Raw genomic sequence first — 23,607 nt, forward strand, 5'->3', positions numbered from 1 at the left:
CTAGGCCGTTTCGCGCGGCGGCGGCACCGGCCGGCGCCGCTGCAGTTCGCGCAGCCGCTGGCGCCGCGCCTCTTCCTCCAGCGACGTGGGCAGATAGCCCCACCAGCCGCTGCCGTTGTCGAGCGCGTCGTAGCGGCCCATCACGCCGTACATGGACGCCACCAGGCCCATCGCCACGCCGGACAGGAAGCCGGCGCCGTGGGCGACATAGTTCACGCCGCCGGTGTCCAGCGCGCCGCGGCCCTTGAAGGTCAGCAGCGTGTCGACGCCAAAATACAGGCCCAGCACCCAGAACGCGCGCAGCTTGAAGGTGTAGACCGGAATCACCAGCAGCATCAGCTTCAGGTCGATCTGCCGGGCGAAGAACAGCACGGCATAGGCGCCGGCGATCGCGGCCAGGCAGCCGGAGGCGCCGATGCTCGGGATCAGGTGCGCGTTCGCCGACACGTACAGCAGGTTGCCCGCGAACCCGCCCAACAGGTAGACCAGCGCGAACCCCGCCGGCCCCAGTGCGTCCTCGATCTTGTCGCCGAACAGCCACAGGAAAAACATGTTGCCCAGCAGGTGCGGCCAGTCGCCGTGCATGAAGATGCTGGTGAGGTACTGCCAGGAGTGCCAGTCGCCCGGCACCAGGCCGTAGGCGCGCACCCAGGCGGCGAAACCTTCGGGGCTCTCGCGCGGCGCGAACAGGAACACCGCGATGTTCACCGCCATCAGCGTCCAGGTCAGCAGCGGCAGGTGCCGCAGCTCGGCGTCGGACTTCCAGGGGAGCAGCCAGATCATGCGTCGCCCTCCGGGGGCGCGGCGGAAAGCGCGCAGGTTACCGGAAGCACGGAGCTCCGGCGCGGACCGCGGCCAGCCGCCTGGGCTAGGATGCGGTCTGCACAGGAAACCCAAACCGATGACCCACTGCAGCTGCGGGGCCAGGCTGGACAGGTTCCGGACCGGCCATCAGACATGCCGGCAATGCGGCGTCGAGTACCGCGCCGTCCGGGGTCCGCAGATGCCGCTGGTTTCGGCCGTCTTCGGCATGCTTCCTTTCGCCGTGTTCCCGGTCGCGATCCTGTTCGCCCCGCCGGGCTGGGTCCTGTTCGGGCTGCTGCCCATCGCCTACTTCGTCGCCGCCGCCGCTGCGACCTTTTACACTCAGGCGTGGGTGTCGCTGGCAGCGTCATCGCCGCCCGCCGTGGCAACGACTCCACGTCAGGACTCCTTCCAGGCACCCCTCCCGATGACCCTCCCGCTTTTCGTGATCGACGATGGCGATGTGCTGATGTTCCGCTCGGCGACGGCGCTCGAGCAGTACGTCGAGTCCCCCGACATCCCCGGGTACAGGGTTTTCGACGCGGAAGGCCGCCGCCTTTCGCTTGAGGCGGAGGGGCCCGCGCCGAAACCCTCGCGGTGGTTGGCCAGCCTTTCGCCGGTCCACCTGGTGGTTCCGGAGACCGCAAGCGACGGATCGGCGGAGCTGGCGGGGTTCCTGCGCTCTTGCCTGGCCCGTGCGAGCCCCGATGAAGCTCCGGCCCCGAGCGACCTTGCAGGCCTGGTCTCGCTGTTCTGCGCCCGCGGCTGGTATACGGAATAGCTGCCCTTATCGGCGTGACCGCCGGCAGCGCCCAAGGTGGCAACGCCGTATTCGCCTACGACGTGCTCGACAACATCCGCCAGCTCGACCAAGGCACGCGCACGGTGCGGCACACCTACAACACCTCGAACCGCCTCAGCGCGATCACCAACGCCGCGGGCACCACGCTGTCGACCTACGTACAGGACACGCGCGGCAACCTGGTGCAGCGCACCACCGGCGCCGTCACCGATACCTTCACCTTCGACAAGGCCAACCGCCTCAAGGCCACCAGCATCAACGGCGTGGCCAGCACCTACCGCTACGACGGCCTGGGCCGGCGCATGCAGCAGACCGAGGCCGGGGTCTCGTCCTACTTCGTCTACGGCCAGGCCGGGCAACTGCTGTTCAGCCAGGACGGCGTGAACCGCTACAACCACATCCACCTGGCCGGCAGCCTGGTGGCCAAGCGGCTGGTGCCGTTCAGCGGCACCACCAGCATCCGCTACCAGCACACCAACGCCTTGGGCAGCCCGGTGGCGGAGACCAACGAAGCGGGCGCCCTGGCCCAACCCCGCGAGCGCCTGACCGCCTACGGCGAACCGGCCGATGGCACCTGGCAGGCCGGGCCCGGGTTCACGGGGCATCAGATGGATGCCAGCTCGAAGCTCGTTTACATGCAGCAGCGGTATTACGATCCGGTGGTGGGGCGGTTCTTGTCAGCTGATCCAATGATTTCAGATACACAGAACGGGTGGAATTTCAATCGCAACAGCTACGCGGCGAATAATCCATATAGATTCGTCGACCCAGACGGGCGTCGGATTTCAGGACTCACATGCGGCATGTTCTGTGAAAAATTGCGGCAAGCATGGGGGGAAATGAAAAAGCGACAAGAGGAACTGGTAAGGATTGTTTCCTCTGGCCACAAGACCGCGGAAGATGCCGCTATTGCGTTCGGTGAGGATACCGCTGAAAAAGCAAAAGAAGACTCTTCAGAGCCGAATGCGGGGATTGTAGAAATAGGATCAGAAAACTTCGGATACACAAACCCGATCTGGGGCGCGAAAGGGGAGACCATTGTTCAAATGCGAGAGTACTCCGAAGCACTTAAGGCCGTGCACGGCCTCAAGCTTCGTGGGCTTGTCCATACCCACTTTGATAGAAACTTGCGTTTTTCGCCCGACGATGTTCGAGGCATGGGGAATTGGACTTATTTTATGAGGAATCAAGCAGGCCAAGTTCGACTCCTGAACAAAGCAATTCTAAAGAGAGAGAGATTCGAAGATCGAGGTCGCGAGACGTTGATCATCACATCCAAAGGTTTGGCGGAGCTGAAGGCACATGCATCCATGGAGATTGCTAATCATGAAGGCTCTTCTATTTTCTCTTTTGATTCTGACCGCCGGCGGCTGCGCTACTCCTTCGGATGGGCGAGACGATCAAGACGATTCGCTGTGGATGGCAAAGATTGCAGAGAAAGATGAATGCATAGGAGCGTACAGGGAAAAGATCCGACTGGCGTTCGAAGGAAAAATCCCGAACGGATCGCCTGGCGAAATTCGTGAACACATCTGGCTGTCCCTACCGTCTCAAGAGCGCGAAATTCTTACTCGCGTCGCAGGCAATAGTCTGAGAGGACAGATCACAGCTACCGACGAGTTAAGGACGGAAATTGTTGGAGAGCTTCATGCCGAGTTTGTGAGGAAGCGCATTTGCAGCAAAATCGATCCATTGAGCGACATGTACCTCTTTGCCGACGCGATACGCGGGTATCTTTTGCGGAACAACATGTGGAGTGACGATATTTTTCGAACCGACTGGGATTCGGATGGCACCCTGGACTCAGGCCAGAGAATCCTGCTCGCACTTTCGCTAGAGGCGGCGACTGATTGAATCGCGCCGGGGTTCATAGAAACCTACCGACCTGAAGGTCCCCGATATCGGTGCAGCCCATCCGATTGGCAAATGCACCTCACCCCGCCAACTGCTTCGCCATCTCGCCGACATGGCGCAGCGCCTCGCCCATTCGCGTATCCAGCGGGTGTCTGTAGTTCGGGCGAAGGCAGCGGCCGAAGCCCTGCGAGGTCGAGAACATCAGTTCGGGCGCGAGGCAGATGCCCTGGACCATCGCCAGCTGCCTAATAACGACAAGAACAAGAACGGGGTCAGGTTAACTTCTTTTCTTAGCGACTTCAGCGATTCTGGAACCAGTACACGCTCAGCTTTTCTTCATTTCCGCCGATTTCTCTGACGACTCTGCGAGCGTTAGCGGAGGACTTAAGGGCTGGGGAGTTGGGTTTGCAACTGGCTACCAAAGCTGCACCACGGAGACATCATGCGAATAACCAAGAACAACCTCATTGCGGCTGACTATCTTCTTTTGACTGCATTCCTTGCGCTTTGCTTTCTACACGGGACACTTCCGAAATGGCTTTGGATTTCTTTACTTCTTTCCATAGCTTTTCTCCTATTAGTACTTGTGATAACGACACTATTCTTTGTCACCAAGGGAAGCGGAAAAGCATAGTCGTCGAACGGGTCGCGAGCCCCGGGCTATGATTGCCCGGCCATGAGCCCCACCCTTCCCGCCCCGCTGCTCGCCGACCTCACCGCCCTGCTCGGCCCCGACGGCCTGCTGGTGGACCCGGCCGAGCGGCTGGCCTACGGCTACGACAACTCCCGCCGCCAGGGGCTGCCGCTGGCGGTGGCGCTGCCGACCACGGCGGCGCAGGTGCAGGGCATCGTGCGGCGGTGCCGGGCGGCGAAGCTGCCGATCGTGGCGCGCGGGCGCGGCACCAATACCACCGGGGCCAGCGTGCCGGGCGAGGATGCGCTGGTGGTGTCCTTCGAACGCATGAACCGGGTGCTGGCGATCCGGCCCGGGGACCGGGTGGCGGTGGTCGAACCGGGGCTGCTCAACGGCGACCTGCAGGCGGCGCTGGCGCCGCACGGGCTGTTCTGGCCGCCGGACCCGACCAGCGCGGCCTACTGCAGCATCGGCGGCAACCTGGCCTGCAATGCCGGCGGCCCGCGCGCGGTGAAATACGGCGCCACTCGCGACAACGTGCTGGCGGTCACCGCCGTCACCGGCACCGGCGAACTGGTGCGTTTCGGCGCGCCCACCACCAAGGGCGCCAGCGGTTACGACCTGTCGCGCATCCTGATCGGTTCCGAAGGCACGCTGGCCCTGATCGTCGAGGCCACGCTGAAGCTGACGCCCGTCGCCAGCCAGCGCCGCGCCCTGCGCGCGCTGTACGAAGACGTGGACAGCGCCGCCGCTGCGGTGGCGCGGCTGATGGCGCAGCCGGTGACGCCGTCGATGCTGGAATTCATGGACGGCGAGTGCGTGCGGCTGGCGCGCGAGGTGGGCGGTGCGGACATGCCGGCCATGGATGGCCTAATGCCGCGAGCGCAGGATGCGCAAGAGCGGCGCCCCGCCGCCGGCGCGCTGCTGATGATCGAGGCCGATGGCGAGGCCGCGGTGCTCGATGCCGCCGTGGCCGCGCTCACCGCCGCGGCCCGGGGACCCGGCTGCCTGGAAGTAACCGCCGCCCCGGACGAGGCCTCGCGCGAATCCCTTTGGGCCGCCCGCAAGGCCCTGTCCCCGGCGCTGCGCACGATCGCGCCGGGCAAGATCAACGAAGACGTGGTGGTGCCGGTGTCGCGCATCCCCGAGCTGGTGGCCGCGGTGCGCGCCACCGCCGCCGCGCAGACGCTGCCGATCGTGTGTTTCGGCCACGCGGGCAACGGCAACCTGCACGTGAACATCCTGTACGACCCGGCCGATGCCGCCCAAGCCGCGCGTGCCGACGCCGCGCTGGAAGCGGTGTTCGACGCGGTGATCGCGCTCGACGGCCAGGTGTCGGGCGAACACGGCATCGGCCTGGCCAAACGCGAACTGCTGGCCCGCGCCCTGAGCCCGCAGGCGATGGCGCTGATGCGGGCGATCAAGGCGCAGTTCGACCCGGACGGGATCCTCAACCCCGGCAAGGTGCTGCCCGATTGAGCCCGAGCCGCGCCCCCAGCGAGCTCGACCAGCTGCTCGTCGAGATCCGGGCCTGCCGGCTGTGCGAAGCCCACCTGCCCCTGGGCCCGCGCCCGGTGCTGCGCGCCAGCGCCACCGCGAAACTGCTGATCGTCGGCCAGGCCCCGGGCACCCTGGTGCACGGCAGCGGCGTGCCCTGGGACGACGCCAGCGGCGTGCGCCTGCGCGGCTGGCTGGGCCTGGACAAGGCCGCCTTCTACGACGAGACGAAGATCGGCATCGTGCCGATGGGCTTCTGCTACCCCGGCCGCGGCACCAGCGGCGACCTGCCGCCCCGGCCCGAATGCCGCGCCACCTGGCACCCGCGCCTGCTGCCGCTGCTGCCGGACGTGACCACCGTGCTGGCCATCGGCCAGTACGCGCAGGCCTACTTCCTGGGCGAACGCCGCAAGAAGACCCTGACCGAAACCGTGCAGGCCTGGCGCGAGTACGCCCCGGCCGTATTCCCCCTGCCCCACCCCAGCCCGCGCAATGTCGGGTGGTTCATGCACAACCCGTGGTTCGAGAAGGAAGTGGTGCCGGCGCTGCGCCAGCAGGTGCAGGGCGTACTGGGTAAAGCCGATTGATCAGGCGGTGACGGGCGAGGCCTCGGATGCCGCTAGTGGATCCGGCGTGACGGGGCGGCGCTCGACCCGATGATCGGCGACGATCCGGCCCTGATGCATCACCAGCACCCGGTCCGCCGACGCGATCGTCTCCGGCCGGTGCGCGATGATCACCCGCGTGATGCGCAGCCGCCGCACGGCGTCGTTCACCTGCCGCTCGCGTTCGACATCCAGGTGGCTGGTGGCCTCGTCCAGGAACAGGAAACGCGGCTGCCGGTAAAGCGCACGTGCCAGGATCACGCGCTGGCGCTGCCCGCCCGACAGGCTGTTGCCCATGTCGCCGATCAGGCTGTGGTAGCCCATCGGCATGGCCACGATCTCGTCATGCACGGCCGCCAGGCGCGCCGCGGCCTCGATGCGCGTTGCATCCGGATCGACTTCGCCGAAGGCAATGTTGTCGGCGATCGAACCGGCGAACAGAGTGTCGTCCTGCATCACCGCGCCCACGGTTGCGCGGAACTCGCGCAACCCGATCGCCGCCAGCGGCCGGCCATCCACGCGCACCTGGCCTTCGCTGGCCGGAAGCAGGCCCAGCATCAGCTTGAGCAGCGTGGTCTTGCCGCAGCCCGAAGGCCCGACGATCGCCACGCACTCGCCGGCACCGATGCTGAAGCCGCACTCGCGCAGGACCCAGGGTTCGCCGTCGGCGTAGCGGAACCCGAGCCCGTCGACCCGCAGCCCGCGCTCGCCCGCCACTTCGGGCAGCCGCGTATCGGCGGCATCCGACTCCGGCGGCGCCAGCACGACATCCGCCAGCCGTTCGCCGTGCAGCCGCAGCATGCGGAATTCCAACCCCTTGTCGATCAGGCCCGCGACCCGCTGCGCGAACTGGTCCTTGTAGGCCAGGTAGGCCACCAGCATGCCCACCGAAAACGCGCCGTCGAGCACCAGGCCGGCGCCGAACCACACGACCAGCAGCCGCTCCAGCCCGAACACCGCCAGATTGGCGCCCGACAGCCCGAGCCCGAGCCGCGCAAGCCCGACTTCAGCGTTGAGCGTGCGCGCCAGCAGGTTGGCGTAGGCGGACTGCCGCGACGCCTCCTGTCCGGAAACCTTCAGGCTCTGCATGCCGCGCAGGGTCTCCAGCAGGTGGCCCTGCTGCCGGGCCGCGGTGACCAGCTGGCGTTCGGTGCCGCGACGCAGCGGCCCGTAGGTCGCGGTGCGCATCGCGAGATAGACCAGCACGGCCACGCCGGTAAACATGGCCAGCCGCGGACTGTAGGCCAGCATCATCGCCAGCGTGACCAGGGCCATGGCGCCGTCGACCACGGCCTCCACCGCACTGGTGGTCAACGAGCGCTGGATCGCCTGCACCGCGCCCAGCCGCGACACCACGTCGGCCAGCTGCCGACGCTCGAAGAACTGCAGCGGCAGCCGCAGCAGGTGCGCGAACACATTGCCGGTCCACTGCTGGCCCAGCCGCGACGACAGGTGCAGCACCGCCGCACCGCGCACCCAGCCGGTCGCCACCTGCAGCAGAAGCAGTCCGCCGAAGGCCAGCGCCAGTAGCGACAGCAGGCCACGGTCCGCCGACACCAGGACTTGGTCGATCACCCACTGCAGGTAGAACGGGGCGAGCACGACGAACACCTGCAGGGCCAGAGAGAGCCCGAGCAGTTGCGCCAGCGCGCCGCCGAGGCCGCGGATGCGCCCGGTCAGCTGCCGGAGACCGATCGCCGGCGGTGCGGCACGACGCACGAAGTCGTGGCCGGGCGAGAGTTCGAGCGCCACGCCGGTGAAGTGCGTCGACAACTCCTCCGGGCGTAGCACCCGCTCGCCAAACCCCGGGTCCACGACAGTTGCGCCGCGCCGCCCGCAGCGGGTCAGCACGACGAAGTGGTTGAGGTCCCAGTGCAGGATGCAGGGAAGGCGCAGCTTGTCGACATCGTCCAGCTCCAGGCGCAGCGGCCGGGGCTGCAGACCAAGGCTCCGCGCGATGTCCGTCAGCCGGGCCAGGCTGGCGCCTTTCAGCGACAGGCCGAAACGCTGCCGCAGTTCCGCCAGGCTGCAGCGATGGCCATGGTGGCTGGCCACCATCGCCAGGCAGGCCAGGCCGCACTCGGCGGCCTCCGCTTGCAGGATCGGCTTCATCCGATGCGCGGCCGGCCCGCGAGGTACTGGGCCAACGCGGTGACAAACGCCGGCACCAGCAGGGCCAGGCACAGCCAGGTGAGCACATCGCCGAAGTTGATGGCGGTGAAGCGGCCGCCGAGCACCCAACCGATGTAGTTCGTCACCTTGGCGGTGGCCAGGGACTCGATCATGTTCAAGGTCAGCACGCCCGCCACCGCCCCCAGCAGGGCGCGGCAAAGCAGGAACCCCGTGTTGCCCGGACGGGCGCCGTATTCGGCGATGCGGACGCCGGCATAAAGCATGGCGAACACCACCGCGGCAATGCCGAACCAGGCCATGGTCGGCAAGCCGAAGGCGCGGACCTCGTTGTGGTGGTGCACGTTGCCGAGCAGCAGGGCGCCGTAGATCCGCGCTTCGCCCGGATTGAAAGCGAAGGCGGCGATCGCCCGGAACAGGGCGTCGCTCAGGCCAAGCATCATGCCGAGCAGTTCGGGACAGTTGCGGAACATCGTCTTCATCTTGCCTCCTGGAAAGGCGTTGGCTGCGGGCAGCCAACGCCGGTGTGCTCAGTTCGTCTTCGGCGGGCAGGTGACTTCGACCTTGATCGCTTCCTTGCTGACCTCGACCGAACCGCTGCAACCCTGGCTGACGCCGTAGGCCACCACGACCAGGCCGCCGATCAGCAGCGCGCCGCCGATCACCAGGCCGGCGACAACCACCGGGTTGCCGCCTTCCACCATTTCCAGCTCGACATGGCTCAGTTCACGCATGGCACATCCCTCGTTGAAAGCCCGCTGATTGCGGGCGGGCCCACCTCACCGCGCCTACCCAGGTAGGTCGCAAGACGGAACCACGGCGCTGTCGGCTCCCTGCTCCGTCGCCGGATCGACGTCGCCGCCACCGCAAGACCGCGCCGCGGCGCCATCGCGCGAACCGTCTTCACCTGCATCGAGGCATGCGCTGCGGCGGAATGAGCGGAAGCTTCAATCGCGGCGCCGCCATCCGCCGACACATCGGCCCGCCCGTTTCCTGCAGCCGCCAGCTGTCCGCGCAGCGTCTGCAGCGGTTCGACCAGCCATTCCCACAAACGGCGACGCTCGCCCAGGATGTCCGCCTCCAGCACCAGGCCTGGCCGCAGCGGTCGCTCGGTTCCCGCGGCGCGCACGCTCTGCCGCTCCAGCGCCACGACCACGCGATAGGTCGGCTCACCGCCGCCCTCGCCCGCCGCCAGCGCATTGCGGCTGATGCGCGCAACGCGCCCGCGGTGCTGGCCGAACTTCTGGTGCGGATAGGCGGCATAACGCAGCCGGACCTCGTCGCCCGGGGCGATGAAACCGATGGCCGCACCGGGCACGGCCAGGTGCGCTTCCAGCTGGCTCGATGCCGGCAACAGCGCCAGCAGCGGCTGCCCGGCCTGCACGGCCTGGCCGGCGTGCACGAACAGCACGCCGACCGCGCCCGCGATCGGCGCCGTCACCACGGCCTCGCCGCGCGCACGCAGTTCGATGCGCTCCTGTTCGAGCGCAGAGAGTTCGCGCAGCTCCGCCGCTTCCGAGGCGGCCAGCTCCTGCGGAACTTCCCGCAGCGCCTGCTGCAGCTGCGCCCGCCGCTGGCCCGCGGCCGCACGCTGGCGCTGCAGCGCCTGTACGGCCGCCTGCAGGTCGAGCGTCTGGTTCTCCTGCTGCTGCAGCTGCAGGTCGGTGACATAGCGCTGCGCGTGCAGCCGCCTGAACTTCTGCAGCGCCTGTTCCGCGAGCCCCTGCTGCTGCCGGCGCGTTACCAGCTCCGCCTCGATCTGGCCGAGCTCGGATCCGACCAGTGCCGCCTGCGCTTGAAGGCCATCTGCCTGGGCCCGCAGACGCTCGCGCTGGGCCCGATACCCGGACCGCGCACCCTCGCGGCGGGCCAGCAGCGAGCGTTCAACCGAATCGCGGGTATTGCCCACATCGCGCGTCGCGCCGGGAACAACCAGCTGCGCCAGCACGTCGCCCGGCAACAGGCGCTGGCCTTCCTGCACCGGCAGGTCGGCGACCACGCCCGACACGGGCGCGACCACGGTAGCCAGTCCCTGCGTCGGCACCAGCTGCCCGACAACGCGCGTGCGCCGCGTGTAGTCGCCGCAGGCCAGCAACCAGACGACGCCGGCGCAGGCCAGCAGCACGCCGACAGCCAACGCGCGCGCCGACACCGGCTGGTCGAGCACGACCTCGCCCAGCCAGCTGTGCCGGCGCGCCTGCAGGGCCTCGGTGCGGAACAACGGCAGGGACATTCGTGCGCCTCTCTGGGCACGAAGTCTGGCCGCCGCTACGGCGGCCGGCCCGGCGAATCAGCCGCTCAGCGGGGTAGGAAAAAGGCGATCAGCTGCAGGGCCAGCAGCGCATACACGCCGGCGATCGCATCGTCGAGCATGGCGCCGAACCCGCCGTGCACTTTCTCATCCGCCCAGCTCACCGGCCAGGGCTTGGCGATGTCGAAGAGGCGAAACAGCACGAAGGCCACGACCATCCAGGGCCAGCCGGCCGGCGCCATCAGCAGGGTGATCCACATGCCGATGTATTCGTCCCACACCACCAGGGACGGGTCTTCGATGCCGGTGCGGGTGATCACCCAGTGCGACGCCCACACGCCGATGCCGAAGCCCGCGGCCAGCACGGCCAGGTAGGCCGGCAGCGGCAGGTCCTTCATCAGGAACCACCAGGGCAGCAGGGCGGCCAGGCTGCCCACCGTGCCCGGGGCCTTGGGCGAAAAACCCGCGCCGAAGCCGGCGGCGATCCAGCCCAGCGGGTGTTTCATCAGTTTGCGGCGGGTGCCGACCGGCAGCACGGCCATCAGTGCACTCCCTGGAAATGCTGGTAGCCGGCGCGCGGCGGCGCGTAGTCGGCGCCGTCGGGCGTGGTGCAGCGCAGGCCGGGTTGTGGCTCGAGCTGGCCGATGACGGTGGCGGTGACGCCGCGTTCCGACAGCGCCTGTTCGATGGCGAAGGCGGCGGACGCGGGGGCGGTGAAGCATAGTTCGTAGTCGTCGCCGCCGGACAGCTGCAGCGGCCAGCGCGCGGTTTCGTCGAAGTGGTCGGCCAGGGTGCGCGAGGTCGGCAGGCGGCCCAGGTCGATGCGGGCGCCCAGGCCGCTGGCGGTCAGCACATGGCCCAGGTCGGCGGCCAGGCCGTCGCTGAGGTCGATGCCGGCGGTGGCCAGGCCGCGCAGGGCCAGGCCCGCTTCGATGCGCGGCGTGGGGCGGTCGAGGCGGTAGCGCAGCTTGGCGCTGAAGGGGCCGCGGGCGCGCCACTGCTGCAGGGCGCCGGCGGCGTCGCCGAGCGTGCCGGTGACCCAGACCTCGTCGCCGGCCTTGGCACCGTCGCGGCGCAGGGCCTGGCCTTCGGGCACGAAGCCGTGCGCGGTGATCGTGATGCTGAGCGGGCCGTGGGTGGTGTCGCCGCCGACCAACGAGACGCCGTGTTCATCGGCCAACTCGAAAAAACCATCCAGGAAACCGTCGAGCCACACGTCGTCGGCTTCCGGCAGCGTCAATGCCAGCGTGCACCACGCCGGGGCGGCGGCCATCGCGGCCAGGTCGCTCAGGTTCACCGCCAGGGCTTTCCAGCCGATGTCGGCGGGCGCGGTTTCCGGCGGGAAATGCACGCCGGCCACCAGGGTGTCGCTGGTGACCACGAGCTGGTGGCCCGCGGGAACGTCCAGCAGCGCGGCATCGTCGCCGATGCCCAGGGCCACGTCGGGCCGGGCGCGCACACGCGCGCGGATGCGTTCGATCAGGGCGAACTCGCCCGGCATCAGGGCTTGCGCTGCGCCTGCGCCTCGGCCTTGCGCCATTGCGCCGCGGCGTGGTCGAGCACGCCGTTGACGTAGGTGTGGCCGTGTTCGCTGCCGAAACGTTTGGTGGTTTCGATGGCTTCGTTGATCACCACGCGGTAGGGCACATCGAGACGATGCCGCAGCTCGTAGGCGGCGATGCGCAGCACGGCGCGTTCGATCGGGTCCACCTGGGCGATGTCGCGGTCCAGGAAGTTCGCCAGCGCTTCGTCCAGCGTGCCCAGGTTGGCTTCGACGCCGCGCACCAGGTCCTCGAAATATTCGAGGTCGGCCACTTCCATGTCCTGCTCGTTGCGGAACTGGTCGATCACCTTGTTGATGGCGGTGTTCGACAGCTGCCAGGCGTAGACGGCCTGCAGCGCACGGCGGCGGGCGCGGGAGCGGGCGTGCGGGTCGACGCCGTCGGGACGGGGATGCTTCATGCGAGTTTTCCGATCAGGTTCGCCATCTCGATGATGACCAGGGCGGCTTCTTCGCCCTTGTTGCCGTGGTTGCCGCCGGCGCGGGCCTCGGCGTGGGCGTAGTCGTCGACGGCGAGCACGCCGTTGGCGACCGGCACGCCGGTGTCCAGGGCCACGCGCATCAGGCCGCGGGCGCATTCGTCGGCCACCTGCTCGAAATGGCGGGTGTCGCCGCGCACCACGCAGCCCAGGGCCACGACGCCGGCATAGCCGATGCGGTCGATGGCGTTGGCGGCGGCCACCGGCAGTTCCCAGGCGCCGGGCACGCGGATCACGTCCACGTTCTCCGCCGGCACGCCGTTGGCCAGGAAGGCGCGGCGCGCGCCGTCCACCAGGGTGTCGGTGATGCGCGGGTTCCAGCGGCTGGAAATGATGGCGTAGCGGGCGGAGCCGGGGCTCTGCACGTCGCCTTCGTAGTGGCTCATGGGGACGACCGGGGCGAAAGGTGCGCCAGTTTACCCCGCGGCCATCAAATCCGGGGTCAGAGTCGATTTATCTTCGGCCGTGGCAGGTGCCGTGGCCCGGACATCCCGAAGATAAATCGACTCTGACCCCGGATTTCTGGCGGGTTCTGGCTAGGGGGTGACGTATTCGACCACTTCCAGGCCGTAACCGGCCAGGCCGACCTGGCGGCGCGGCGTGCCCAGCACCCGCAGCTTGCCCAGGCCCAGGTCGGCCAGGATCTGGGCGCCGGCGCCGTTGCGGCGCCATTCCCGGGTCTTGGGCGCGGCGGCCTGGTCGGTTTCGGTGATGCGGGCCAGCAGGTCGTCGGGGCTGACCGGTTCGGACAGCATCACCACCACGCCCTCGCCCGCCGCGGCCACGGCCGCCAGGGCCTGGCCGGCGCTGACGCCGAAATCGGGGCGGCGCCAGGCCAGCACGTCCGACAGCGGGTTCTTGACGTGCACCCGCACCAGCGTCGGTTTGTCCGCGGTCGGCTGGCCGTGCACCAGGGCGAAATGCAGGTCGCGGCTGACGCGGTCGCGGTAGGTCACCAGGGTGAACGGGCCGTGCGCGGTGTCGATCGCGCGTTCGTCCACGCGCTCGACCGTGTGTTCGGTTTCCAGGCGGTAGCGGATCAGCTCTTCGATCGAGCCGATCTTCAGGCCGTGTTCCTTCGCGAACTTCTCGAGCTCCGGACGGCGCGCCATCGAACCGTCGGCATTGAGGATCTCCACCAGCACGCCCGCCGGCTCCAGCCCCGCCAGCAGGGCCAGGTCGCTGGCCGCCTCGGTGTGGCCGCTGCGGGTCAGCACGCCGCCCGGCTGGGCCATCAGCGGGAAGATGTGGCCCGGCTGGGTCAGGTCCTCGGCGCCGGCATCCGGGCGCACCGCGGTGCGGATGGTGTGGGCGCGGTCGTAGGCGCTGATGCCGGTGGTTACGCCCTCGGCCGCTTCGATGCTGACGGTGAAATTGGTGTGGTAGGGCGAGTTGTTGTCGCGCACCATCGGGCCCAGGCCCAGCTGGCGGCAGCGTTCGCGGGTCAGCGACAGGCAGACCAGGCCGCGCGCGTGCGTGACCATGAAGTTGATGTCGCCGGGCCGCACCAGTTCGGCGGCCATGATCAGGTCGCCTTCGTTCTCGCGGTCCTCGTCGTCGACGATGACCACCATGCGGCCCTGGCGGATCTCTTCCAGCAGTTCGGGAACGGTGGCGAAGCTCATGCCTTTTCCTCGCGAGCCACCAGCAGGCGCTCGACGTAGCGGGCGACGGTGTCGACCTCGAGATTGACGGCGGCGCCGACGGCGGTTTCGCCGAAGGCGGTGTGGGCGACGGTGTGCGGCACCAGGTTCACTTCGAAACCGCCGGCGTCCACGGCATTCACGGTGAGGCTGGTGCCGTCCACCGCGATCGAGCCCTTCACCGCGACATAGCGCAGCACCGACGCCGGCGCGCTGAAGCGCCAACGCTGGCTGCGGCCGTCGTCCCAGACCTTGTCGACCTTGCCGACGGCGTCGACATGACCGGAGACCAGGTGGCCACCCAGGCGGTCGGTCGGCAGCAGCGAACGTTCCAGGTTCACCGCACTCCCCTCCTCCAGTGCGCCCAGCGTGGTCAGGGCCAACGTCTCGTTCGACACGTCCGCATCCCAGCCTTCGGCATCGAAGGCGACGACCGTCAGGCAGCAGCCGCTGACGGCGATGGACTCGCCCAGGGCGATGTCGTGCGCGGGCATCGTGCCCCAGGAAAAGCGCAGGCGCTGGTCGCCGCCGCGGGTCTCGCGGGCGACCAGGCGGCCGACGGATTGGATCAGGCCAGTGAACATGAGCAGGACCAGAGGCCGGCCGAAGCGGCGGGCGGGGCCGTCATTGTAAGCGCTGCGCGGCAGCCGAGCCTCTGCGCAGGCCCATTGCGGCTGGAACGCTGGCTTGCGGGAACGGGCCTAGGGCGCCAGAAGCAGTCGCAGGTCCGGCCCGATCTGCCGGGTCTCGACCAGCCGCAGCCCCAGCCGTTCCGACATCGTCGCCGAGTCGATACCCGCGAACAGCGGCTTGCCCCGTTCGCCCAGCAGCACGGGTGCGACGTAGAGCAGCAGTTCATCGACCAGGCCGGCCTTGATCAGCGCCCCGGAAAGGGTAGCGCCGGCCTCGACCTGCAGTTCGTTGACGCCGCGCTGGGCCAGCTGCGACAGCACGGCGTTGAGGTCCAGGCCCAGGCCGCCGCGGCGCACCGCGAAGGCGGTGACTTCGTCGCCGTAGTCGGGCACCACGTCGTCGGCGTGCACGGCCATCGTCGGCGCGGCGCCGTCGGTGAGCAGGGCGGACCTGGCCGGCAGCCGGCCGCGTTCGTCCAGCACCACGCGCAGGGGCGGCACGAAAGCCTGGTCGTCGGGCAGGCGCACGGTGAGCTTGGGGTCGTCGGCCAGCACGGTGCCGATGCCGGTCAGGATCGCGCCGGAGCGCGCCCGCCAGCGCATCACGTCGGCGCGCGAGGCGTCCGAGGTGATCCACTTGGATTCGCCGCTGGCCAGGGCGGTGCGGCCGTCCAGACTCATGCCCAGCTTCACCCGCACCCAGGGGCGGCCGCGCTCGATGCGCGAGAAGAAGCCGCGGTTGAGGTGCCGCGCCGCGGCCTCCATCAACCCGTGTTCGACCGTGATGCCGGCGGCCTGCAGCTTGGCGAAACCCTGCCCCGCCACCTGGTAGAACGGGTCGCGGCTGGCGGCGACCACGCGGGTGACGCCGGCGCCGACCAGCGCATCGGCGCAGGGCGGCGTGCGGCCGTGGTGCGAACACGGCTCCAGCGTGACGTAGGCGGTGGCGCCCTGCGCGCGCGAACCGGCGGCGCGCAGCGCATGCACTTCGGCATGCGGCTCGCCGGCGCGTTCGTGCCAGCCTTCGCCCAGCACGCGTTCGCCGTCGGCGATCACGCAGCCCACCATCGGGTTGGGCTTGGTGGTGAACGCCGCCCGCTCCGCCAGCTGGAGCGCGCGGGCCATGTGGGCGTGGTCGGCGGCGGTGAAGCTCATGCGGGAAGGATATCCATCAGATGCACCGGCGTGCCGCGCAACGTGGCGGTGCCGTCGCTGCGCCAGCCGAGCTGGCGGTAGAAGTGCTCGTGCTCGGGCGTGAACAGCCACAGGCGTTCGATGCCCTGGTCGGCCGCGAAGGCGACGAGGGCGCGGGTGAGCAGCGCGCCCAGGCCGCGGCCGCGCGCTTCCGGGCGCACGTACAGGCTGGCCAGCCAGGCGTCGCCGTGGTCGCGCAGTTCCGGCGCGTCCTCTTCCACCAGGCTGACCGAGCCGAGCAGCTGATCGCCTTCGAGCGCGATCAGGGTCGTGGGCATCACGCGGCGGGTGGCGTGGTCGCGCAGCTCGGCCTCGGCGACGTCGAGCGTCCAGTCGTCGTACAGATGGCCCCACTGCGCGTGGTGCCAGCGCGCCAGCGCCGGCACGTGGCCGGGGTGGTCGGCCAGGTAGCGGATGTCCATGGGACTCAGCGCCTGGCCTTGTCGGGGGCCGGCACGTCCAGCAGGGGCAGCTGCAGGCCCTCGAGGCCGGGCAGGTCGCGCTCGAGGCGCTCGATCTCTTCGCGGAAGGCCTGCACGTCCTCGAACTTGCGGTAGACCGAGGCGAAACGCACGTAGGCGACCTGGTCGAGCTTCTTGAGCTCGGCCATCACGAACTCGCCGACGCGCAGCGAGGGCAGTTCGCGCTCGCCGCTCAGGCGCAGGGAGTGGATGACCGAACGCACCGCGTCGTCGATCTGCTCGGCCGACACCGGCCGCTTCTGCAGCGCGCGGTCGAAACTCACGCGCAGCTTGCGCTCGTCGAAGGCCTCGCGGCGGCCGTCGCTCTTCACGATGGCCGGCAGCTTGAGCTCGGCCACCTCGAAGGTGTTGAAACGCTCGTTGCACTTCTCGCACTCGCGCCGGCGCCGGATGGTGGACCCATCCTCGGACACGCGCGAGTCGATCACGCGGGTGTCTTCGTGCTGGCAGAAGGGGCAGTGCATGATTTAGGAAGTAGTGGCTAGGAATTAGGAAGTAGAGGTGGAGGGCGCCGGGGAGTGGGAAGGCATTTCTCTACTTCCTACTTCCTGTCTTTCACTACTTCCTCGATTCATCCGTAAACCGGGAAGGCGCGACACTGCTTCGTGACATTGTCCCGAACCCCCGCGATCACGCGATCATCCGTGGGCGCGTCCAGCACGTCGCAGATCCAATTCGCCAGCGCCACGCACTCCGGTTCCTTGTAGCCGCGGGTGGTTACGGCCGGGGTGCCGATGCGCAGGCCCGAGGTGACGAAGGGCGAGCGCGGGTCGCCCGGCACGGCGTTCTTGTTGACGGTGATGTGGGCGGCGCCGAGCGCGGCCTCCGCGTCCTTGCCGGTGACATCGCGGCCGATCAGGTCGATCAGCATCAGGTGGTTTTCCGTACCGCCCGAGACGATCTTGTAACCGCGCGCCATCATCGCCTTGGCCATGGCCTGGGCGTTCTTGACGACCTGCTTCTGGTAGTCGGTGAAGGACGGCTCCAGCGCTTCCTTGAACGCGACCGCCTTGGCGGCGATCACGTGCATCAGCGGGCCGCCCTGGGTGCCCGGGAAGACCATGGACTGGAACTTCTTCTCCAGCTCCTCGTTCGGGCGCGCCAGGATGATGCCGCCGCGCGGGCCGCGCAGGGTCTTGTGCGTGGTCGAGGTGACGACGTCGGCGAACGGCACCGGGTTCGGATACACGCCCGCGGCCACCAGGCCGGCGACATGCGCCATGTCCACGAAGAAGTAGGCGCCGACCGACTTGGCGATCGCCGCCATGCGCTCCCAGTCGATCACCTGCGAATAGGCGCTGAAACCGGCGACCAGCATCTTGGGCTTGTGTTCGGTGGCCAGGCGCTGCACGTCGTCGTAGTCGATCAGGCCGGCCTCGTTCACGCCGTACTGCACGGCGTTGAAGAGCTTGCCGCTGAAGTTCACCTTGGCGCCGTGGGTCAGGTGGCCGCCGTGGGCCAGCGACATGCCCAGGATGGTGTCGCCCGGCTGCAGCAGCGCGAGGTACACCGCGGCATTGGCCTGCGAACCCGAGTGCGGCTGCACGTTGGCGTAGTGGGCGCCGAACAGCTGCTTCACGCGCTCGATGGCCAGCTTCTCGGCCACGTCGACGAACTCGCAGCCGCCGTAATAACGCTTGCCGGGGTAACCCTCGGCGTACTTGTTGGTCAGCACGCTGCCCTGGGCTTCGAGCACGCGCGGGCTGGCGTAGTTCTCCGAGGCGATCAGTTCGACGTGGTCTTCCTGGCGCTGCCGCTCGTGGACCATGGCCTGGGCCAGCACGTCGTCGTAACCGGCAATCTTCATATCCTTGGCGAACATCGGCGCGGGCTTCCTGGGCAGCGTGGGGGCCCGAAATTGTAGCCCCGGCGCGGACTTGCGCCTAGCGCCGGGGCGGATTCCCCCTGCGGACAGGGGGAGCGGGCCTCAGGTCGAACCCAGGCGGTTCCAGTCCACCCGACGGGTCAGCGCCATCACCGTGGCCAGGGCCGCGAACAGCACGCCGGCGCCCACCAGCAGGGCGTGGTCTTCCGAGCGCAGCAGCACGTAGAGCAGGCCGTACAGCGTCGCCAGGCCCGCGCCGAAGGCCAGGCCGCGCCAGCCCCCGCCCAGCACCCCGCCCAGGTAATGGCCGATCAGGGCGCTGCAGGCGGTCGCCGCGGTCGCATAGGCCGGCCCGAAGCCGATGTGCTCGGACAGCGACAGCAGCAGCAGGTAGAACATCGCCATGGCCAGCCCGGTCAGGCCGTACTGCACGAAGTGCACGGGCCGCGCCGCCAGGGCCTCGACCAGGAACACCGCGCCGAACACCAGGGCCAGGAACAGCAGGGCGTATTTCATCGCCCGGTCGGTCATCAGGTAACGGTCCACCGGTTCGACCAGGCGCAGGCTGAAGCGGCCGTCGGCCAGGCCGGCGCATTCGCCGCTCACCGGCGGGCAGCCGGCCAGCACCTGCTGCACCCGGCTCGACAGCCGCGATACCGCCCAGCGGGCCTTGAAGCCGGCATCGCCGACCTGCGGGGTTTCCGGCAGGTGGCGGCCTTCGAAGGCGGGGTGCGGCCAGGCGCCGCTGGCCGTCACGGTGGTTTCGGCGCCGACCGGCAGCCAGCCCAGGTGGCCGGTGCCGCTCAGGTCCAGGGCCACGTCGAAGTCGAAGGGGCGCTCGAGCGCGGCCAGCGGCACCGGCGCGCTCAGGCCTTCGGGCAGCCAGCCGATGCGGGTGCCGGGGTCGGCGTTCACCGGGCGGCCGTCGAGCTTGATCGTCAGCGCCCGCACGCCGCGGTTGTCGCCCAGGCCCAGCACCAGCCAGGCCCGCACCGGCCGCAGCAGGCCGTCGTCGGACGGCGGCAGGCTGTGCCGGAACTGGCCCTTCAGGCTCAGCGCCCCGTGGTAGAGCGGCACGGTGAACAGGCTGCGGCCGCGGCGCTCGAAGCGCAGGCGGTTGTCCACGGCCAGTTTGGCCGGGCTGACCAGGTAGTGCACGGTTTCGGCGGCCTGCTCGGTTTCCTGGGTGAGGTGGCCGTCGCGGCTGACGACGCGCTTTTTCTCGGTGATCTTCTGCGCCTCGACCAGCAGCAGCGGGCCCACCAGGTCCTGCGCGCCGGCCGAGGACCGGGCGATGTCGGCGGCGACTTCCTGGCCGCGCGCCTGCCGCTCCTCGACCAGGCCGCCGAGCATGGCCAGCGGGATCAGCAGCAACAGCAGCAGGAATCCGACCAGCCCGAGTTTCAATCCAATGCGCATGGCGCGCTCCCCCACTAACGCCGCCCAGCGCGGCAGGGGCATGAAAACAGGCGGCCGGGGCAGGCGCGGGGCGAATTCTGGCAATCCCCGGGCAGAAAACCGGGAAATCCGGGGTCAGAGTCGATTTATCTTCGGCGGAACAGGCCTGAAGGCTCTGGGCGTCCCGAAGATAAATCGACTCTGACCCCGGATTCCTTACCGGTATAATGCGCCACCCTCCGATTCCGGACCGGCTGCACGCCCTTCGCGCGCGGCCCCACCCTGCCCGGCCCCGCCGTTCCACCGCGCGGCCGCGCCCTGCGCCAGAGAGAGCGTGCAATGCAGTACATCTACACCATGATCGGCGTCAGCAAGACCGTGCCGCCGAAGCGCCAGATCATCAAGGACATCTCGCTGTCCTTCTATCCGGGCGCCAAGATCGGCCTGCTGGGCCTGAACGGTTCGGGCAAGTCCACCGTGCTGCGCATCATGGCCGGCGTCGACCAGGACTTCACCGGCGAAGCGCGCCCGCAGCCGGGCATCAAGGTCGGCTACCTCGAGCAGGAGCCGCGCCTGAACCCCGAGCACACCGTGCGCCAGGCCGTCGAGGAAGGCGTGGGCGACCTGCTTCACGCGCAGGAGCTGCTGGACAAGGTCTATGCCGCGTACGCGGAAGAAGACGCCGACTTCGACAAGCTCGCCGCCGAGCAGCAGCGCCTGGAGGCCATCCTGGCCACCGGCGACGCCGCCACGCTGGAGCTGCAGCTGGAAATCGCCGCCGACGCGCTGCGCCTGCCGCCCTGGGACGCGATCTGCGGCAAGCTCTCCGGCGGCGAGAAGCGCCGCGTGGCGCTGTGCCGCCTGCTGCTGTCCAAGCCCGACATGCTGCTGCTCGACGAACCCACCAACCACCTCGACGCCGAGTCGGTCGAGTGGCTGGAACAGTTCCTCACCCGCTTCCCGGGCACCGTGGTGGCCGTCACCCACGACCGCTACTTCCTCGACAACGCCGCCGAGTGGATCCTCGAACTCGACCGCGGCCGCGGCATTCCGTGGAAGGGCAACTACAGCGAGTGGCTGACCCAGAAGACCGAGCGCCTGAAGCAGGAAGAGTCGGCCGAGAAGGGCCGTCAGAAAGCCCTGCAGAAGGAGCTGGAGTGGTCGCGCCAGAACGCCAAGGGCGGCCGCAGCAAGGGCAAGGCCCGTCTGCAGAGGCTCGAGGACCTGCAGTCGGTCGAATACCAGAAGCGCAACGAGACCAACGAACTCTTCATCCCGCCGGGCGAGCGCCTGGGCGACAAGGTGATCGAGTTCAAGAACGTCTCCAAGAGCTTCGGCGACCGCCTGCTGATCGACGACCTCAACATCACCATCCCGCCGGGCGCCATCGTCGGCATCATCGGCCCCAACGGCGCCGGCAAGTCGACGCTGTTCAAGATGATCACCGGCGCCGAGAAGCCGGACAAGGGCGAAGTCAACGTCGGCCACACGGTCAAGATCGCCTATGTCGACCAGAGCCGCGACGCGCTGGAAGCCGACAAGAACGTCTGGCAGGCGGTGTCCGGCGGCAGCGACATCATCACGATCGGCAAGGTCGAGATCCAATCGCGCGCCTACATCGGCCGCTTCAACTTCAAGGGCAGCGACCAGCAGAAGCTGGTCGGCACGCTCTCGGGTGGTGAACGCGGCCGCCTGCACATGGCCAAGACCCTGCTGCAGGGCGGCAACGTGCTGCTGCTCGACGAACCGTCCAACGACCTCGACATCGAAACCCTGCGTGCGCTGGAAGACGCGCTGCTGGAGTTCCCGGGCTGCGCCCTGGTCATCTCGCATGACCGCTGGTTCCTCGACCGCATCGCCACGCACATCATCGCCTTCGAAGGCGACTCGCACGTCGAGTTCTACCAGGGCAACTACCGCGAGTACGAAGAAGACAAGAAGCGCCGCCTGGGCGAAGAAGGCGCGCGGCCGCACCGCCTGCGCTACAAGGCGCTCAAGTAAGCGGAAATCCGGGGTCAGAGTGCATTTATCTTCGGTCGCGACCGAAGATAAATGCACTCTGACCCCGGATCAGTTTTGGCGGGCGCGCCACCAGGCGCGCGGCGCGGCCAGTCCGTAATGCGCCCAGACCGCGCACCACAGCAGCGGCCGCTGCCAGGCCGGCGTGTCGGCGGCCTCGAACTTGCGGAAGTAGCGCCACAGCCCTCGGTGCTTCTGCCATTCGACCCAGAACGGGCGGCGCCGGCTCGACACGCCGCGCACGTGCACCACGCGCAGGTCGTTGGCCACGACCACCTCGTAGCCGGCGGCGCGCACCCGGCGGCACAGGTCCAGGTCCTCGGCGTGCAGGCGGTAGCCTTCGTCGAAACCCTCCAGGCGCACGAACAGGCCCAGCGGCATCAGCATCAGCGCGCCGGACACCGCGTCCACGGGCTGCAGCGCCAGCGCGGGATCGCGGCCCAGATAGAGGTCGTCGCGGTTGCCCAGGCCGGTCATCTGCGCGCGCAGCGAGGGATCGGCGCGGCGCGAGGCCAGGTCCACGACGCCGGCCTCGTCCACCAGCTCCACACCCAGCAGGCCGGCGCCCGGCCGCGTGCGCGCGTGCGATACCAGGCGCGCGAGCGTGTCGCGCTCGACGTAGGCGTCCGGGTTCACGAAGGCCACCCAGGACTGCGACATCGCCGTCGCGCCCTGGTTGCAGGCGGCGGCGAAGCCGCGGTTTTCGGCGTTGCGCACCACGGTCAGGCGGCGGTCGCGCGCGGCCATGCGTTCGGCGCGGTCGGCGCTGTCGTCGGGCGAGGCGTTGTCGATCACCACCACCCGGGCGACATCGCGCGCGGCCAGAAGGCGGAACAGGCAGGCCTCGATGGTCGCGGCGCTGGCATAGCTCACCACCACCACGCCGATGTCGCGCGCGTTGAAGTCGCGCTGGCCGGTGTCGCCGATCACCGGGAAATCGTGGGTGGTGTTGCTCACCCCTGGCCCCGCAGGCGCGCCAGCTCGGCTTCGAGATGGGCGATATGGGCGGCGGCGGCGCGGTTGCGCCGCACTTCGTCGCGGTAGTCGGCGTACACCGATTCGGCGGAATCGCCGAACAGCGACAGCGCCGGCAGCACCGGCAGGTCCCCATCGCTGCGGGCGCAGGCGGCGACGTAGTACATCGGCGCGTAACCGAACCCGTCGGCGATGCCCTGCCCGTCCTGGGTCAGCCCTGCGACCGCGCCGGGCGCACCGTCGAGCGACCACAGCACCGACTGGAACAGCAGCTTCTGCGCGTACAGCCGCCGCGCCGGGAAGCGCGCCGCCAGCAGCGCCTCGAACTGGTCGCGGTAGAGCTCGCGTACGTGGTGCGGGTTCTGCTCGCCGGTGAGGTCGGTGTAGGTGTGTTTGTCGGGCGTCGAGACCAGCAGCAGCCCGCCCGGCGCCAGCAGGCGGGCGAAGCCGTCCATCAGGCGCTCGTGCGCGTGCACGTGTTCCAGCGTCTCGAAGCTGACGATCAGGTCGAAGCCGGCGTCCGGCAGCGCGTCCAGCGCGGTGGCGTCGCCGGCCTCGAAGCGCAGGCCGGGCACGCCGGCGTAACGGGCGCGCGCATGCGCCACGGCCCCGGGTTCGATGTCCACGCCCAGCACCTGACCGCCGCCGCGGGCCAGCAGCGCGCTGCCGTAGCCCTCGCCGCAGGCGGCGTCGAGCACGCGGCGGCCGGGCGCGAAGGCGCGGGCGAAGGCGTAGCGGTGCCAGTGCTCGTAGGCGATCTCGCGATCGCGCTCGGGCGTGTAGCGCTCGCCGGTGAAGGGAAGGATCGGCTCGTCCATGCGC

Annotated in this window: 25 protein-coding genes; 6 read left to right on the top strand and 19 right to left on the bottom strand. The window is 68.9% G+C overall.

Annotated elements, in window-relative coordinates:
• Complete coding sequence (locus E1B00_RS07190) at window positions 1-783, bottom strand: rhomboid family intramembrane serine protease (RefSeq protein ID WP_139447056.1); 783 nt, start codon at window positions 781-783, stop codon at window positions 1-3.
• Between the two features lie 220 nt (window positions 784-1,003).
• On the opposite strand from E1B00_RS07190, the gene E1B00_RS07195 reads away from it, so the two are divergent.
• Genes E1B00_RS07195 through E1B00_RS07205 form a run of 3 tightly spaced genes read left to right on the top strand, consistent with a single transcriptional unit; the run spans window position 1,004 to window position 3,460 of the window.
• Entirely contained in the window at window positions 1,004-1,585 is a 582-nt protein-coding gene (locus tag E1B00_RS07195) for a hypothetical protein (protein WP_139447058.1), read from the top strand.
• 14 nt (window positions 1,586-1,599) lie between these two features.
• Window positions 1,600-3,051: an RHS repeat domain-containing protein gene (locus tag E1B00_RS07200; protein ID WP_246048509.1), complete on the top strand. Its 1,452-nt coding sequence runs from the start codon at window positions 1,600-1,602 to the stop codon at window positions 3,049-3,051.
• A complete protein-coding gene (locus E1B00_RS07205) occupies window positions 3,026-3,460 on the top strand; it encodes a hypothetical protein (RefSeq protein WP_139447060.1) in 435 nt (144 codons plus the stop codon). The genes E1B00_RS07200 and E1B00_RS07205 overlap by 26 nt, the downstream gene beginning before the upstream one ends.
• Before the next feature lie 79 nt (window positions 3,461-3,539).
• Here E1B00_RS07205 and E1B00_RS15565 read toward each other — a convergent pair whose 3' ends face one another.
• A complete protein-coding gene (locus E1B00_RS15565) occupies window positions 3,540-3,695 on the bottom strand; it encodes a hypothetical protein (protein WP_176693146.1) in 156 nt (51 codons plus the stop codon).
• 441 nt (window positions 3,696-4,136) lie between these two features.
• Between E1B00_RS15565 and E1B00_RS07210 the strand changes: the two genes are divergently transcribed.
• Together E1B00_RS07210 and E1B00_RS07215 are read left to right on the top strand one after the other, a co-directional pair.
• Window positions 4,137-5,573 carry an FAD-binding oxidoreductase gene (locus E1B00_RS07210; protein ID WP_139447062.1) on the top strand — a complete coding sequence of 479 codons (1,437 nt, stop codon included), beginning with the start codon at window positions 4,137-4,139 and terminating at the stop codon, window positions 5,571-5,573.
• Window positions 5,570-6,178 carry a uracil-DNA glycosylase family protein gene (locus E1B00_RS07215; RefSeq protein ID WP_220396237.1) on the top strand — a complete coding sequence of 203 codons (609 nt, stop codon included), beginning with the start codon at window positions 5,570-5,572 and terminating at the stop codon, window positions 6,176-6,178. Before E1B00_RS07210 ends, E1B00_RS07215 begins: the two co-directional genes overlap by 4 nt.
• Here E1B00_RS07215 and E1B00_RS07220 read toward each other — a convergent pair whose 3' ends face one another.
• From E1B00_RS07220 to creD, 15 genes are all read right to left on the bottom strand, one after another.
• Window positions 6,179-8,308, bottom strand: coding sequence for a peptidase domain-containing ABC transporter (locus E1B00_RS07220; protein ID WP_139447064.1), 2,130 nt, complete (start codon window positions 8,306-8,308; stop codon window positions 6,179-6,181).
• Window positions 8,305-8,808, bottom strand: a complete 504-nt coding sequence (locus tag E1B00_RS07225; protein WP_139447065.1) for a hypothetical protein — start codon at window positions 8,806-8,808, stop codon at window positions 8,305-8,307. The genes E1B00_RS07220 and E1B00_RS07225 overlap by 4 nt, the downstream gene beginning before the upstream one ends.
• 48 nt (window positions 8,809-8,856) lie before the next feature.
• A complete protein-coding gene (locus tag E1B00_RS07230; RefSeq protein WP_139447067.1) occupies window positions 8,857-9,060 on the bottom strand; it encodes a hypothetical protein in 204 nt (67 codons plus the stop codon).
• The gene (locus E1B00_RS07235) at window positions 9,048-10,559 is read right to left on the bottom strand and encodes an HlyD family secretion protein (RefSeq protein ID WP_139447069.1); all 1,512 of its coding nucleotides are present in this window, start codon (window positions 10,557-10,559) and stop codon (window positions 9,048-9,050) included. The genes E1B00_RS07230 and E1B00_RS07235 overlap by 13 nt, the downstream gene beginning before the upstream one ends.
• A gap of 65 nt (window positions 10,560-10,624) precedes the next feature.
• The gene (locus E1B00_RS07240) at window positions 10,625-11,119 is read right to left on the bottom strand and encodes a phosphatidylglycerophosphatase A family protein (RefSeq protein ID WP_139447071.1); all 495 of its coding nucleotides are present in this window, start codon (window positions 11,117-11,119) and stop codon (window positions 10,625-10,627) included.
• Complete coding sequence (gene thiL / locus E1B00_RS07245; protein WP_139447073.1) at window positions 11,119-12,078, bottom strand: thiamine-phosphate kinase; 960 nt, start codon at window positions 12,076-12,078, stop codon at window positions 11,119-11,121. The genes E1B00_RS07240 and thiL overlap by 1 nt, the downstream gene beginning before the upstream one ends.
• The gene (gene nusB, locus E1B00_RS07250; protein ID WP_139447075.1) at window positions 12,078-12,539 is read right to left on the bottom strand and encodes a transcription antitermination factor NusB; all 462 of its coding nucleotides are present in this window, start codon (window positions 12,537-12,539) and stop codon (window positions 12,078-12,080) included. The genes thiL and nusB overlap by 1 nt, the downstream gene beginning before the upstream one ends.
• Window positions 12,536-13,003 carry a 6,7-dimethyl-8-ribityllumazine synthase gene (gene ribH, locus E1B00_RS07255; protein WP_139447077.1) on the bottom strand — a complete coding sequence of 156 codons (468 nt, stop codon included), beginning with the start codon at window positions 13,001-13,003 and terminating at the stop codon, window positions 12,536-12,538. The genes nusB and ribH overlap by 4 nt, the downstream gene beginning before the upstream one ends.
• Window positions 13,004-13,153: 150 nt before the next feature.
• Window positions 13,154-14,242, bottom strand: a complete 1,089-nt coding sequence (gene ribB, locus E1B00_RS07260) for a 3,4-dihydroxy-2-butanone-4-phosphate synthase (protein WP_139447079.1) — start codon at window positions 14,240-14,242, stop codon at window positions 13,154-13,156.
• The gene (locus E1B00_RS07265) at window positions 14,239-14,844 is read right to left on the bottom strand and encodes a riboflavin synthase (protein WP_139447081.1); all 606 of its coding nucleotides are present in this window, start codon (window positions 14,842-14,844) and stop codon (window positions 14,239-14,241) included. Before E1B00_RS07265 ends, ribB begins: the two co-directional genes overlap by 4 nt.
• A 117-nt stretch (window positions 14,845-14,961) precedes the next feature.
• A complete protein-coding gene (ribD, locus tag E1B00_RS07270) occupies window positions 14,962-16,047 on the bottom strand; it encodes a bifunctional diaminohydroxyphosphoribosylaminopyrimidine deaminase/5-amino-6-(5-phosphoribosylamino)uracil reductase RibD (protein ID WP_139447082.1) in 1,086 nt (361 codons plus the stop codon).
• A complete protein-coding gene (locus E1B00_RS07275) occupies window positions 16,044-16,508 on the bottom strand; it encodes a GNAT family N-acetyltransferase (protein WP_139447084.1) in 465 nt (154 codons plus the stop codon). Before E1B00_RS07275 ends, ribD begins: the two co-directional genes overlap by 4 nt.
• A gap of 5 nt (window positions 16,509-16,513) precedes the next feature.
• Window positions 16,514-17,032, bottom strand: a complete 519-nt coding sequence (gene nrdR / locus E1B00_RS07280) for a transcriptional regulator NrdR (protein ID WP_139447086.1) — start codon at window positions 17,030-17,032, stop codon at window positions 16,514-16,516.
• Between the two features lie 107 nt (window positions 17,033-17,139).
• A complete protein-coding gene (gene glyA / locus E1B00_RS07285; protein ID WP_139447088.1) occupies window positions 17,140-18,390 on the bottom strand; it encodes a serine hydroxymethyltransferase in 1,251 nt (416 codons plus the stop codon).
• A 105-nt stretch (window positions 18,391-18,495) separates the two neighbouring features.
• Complete coding sequence (gene creD / locus E1B00_RS07290; protein ID WP_176693147.1) at window positions 18,496-19,812, bottom strand: cell envelope integrity protein CreD; 1,317 nt, start codon at window positions 19,810-19,812, stop codon at window positions 18,496-18,498.
• Between the two features lie 318 nt (window positions 19,813-20,130).
• Between creD and ettA the strand changes: the two genes are divergently transcribed.
• Complete coding sequence (gene ettA, locus E1B00_RS07295) at window positions 20,131-21,792, top strand: energy-dependent translational throttle protein EttA (RefSeq protein ID WP_139447092.1); 1,662 nt, start codon at window positions 20,131-20,133, stop codon at window positions 21,790-21,792.
• A gap of 69 nt (window positions 21,793-21,861) precedes the next feature.
• Here the strand turns inward: ettA and E1B00_RS07300 are convergent, their stop codons facing one another.
• Both E1B00_RS07300 and E1B00_RS07305 read right to left on the bottom strand, forming a co-directional pair.
• Window positions 21,862-22,698 (bottom strand): glycosyltransferase family 2 protein, encoded by an 837-nt coding sequence (locus E1B00_RS07300; RefSeq protein ID WP_425456471.1) that lies wholly within the window; start codon window positions 22,696-22,698, stop codon window positions 21,862-21,864.
• A 65-nt stretch (window positions 22,699-22,763) separates the two neighbouring features.
• Window positions 22,764-23,603 (bottom strand): class I SAM-dependent methyltransferase, encoded by an 840-nt coding sequence (locus E1B00_RS07305; RefSeq protein ID WP_139447096.1) that lies wholly within the window; start codon window positions 23,601-23,603, stop codon window positions 22,764-22,766.
• Window positions 23,604-23,607 lie beyond the last annotated feature (4 nt).

Source organism: Arenimonas terrae (assembly GCF_006265115.1).
Classification (GTDB): domain Bacteria; phylum Pseudomonadota; class Gammaproteobacteria; order Xanthomonadales; family Xanthomonadaceae; genus Arenimonas; species Arenimonas terrae.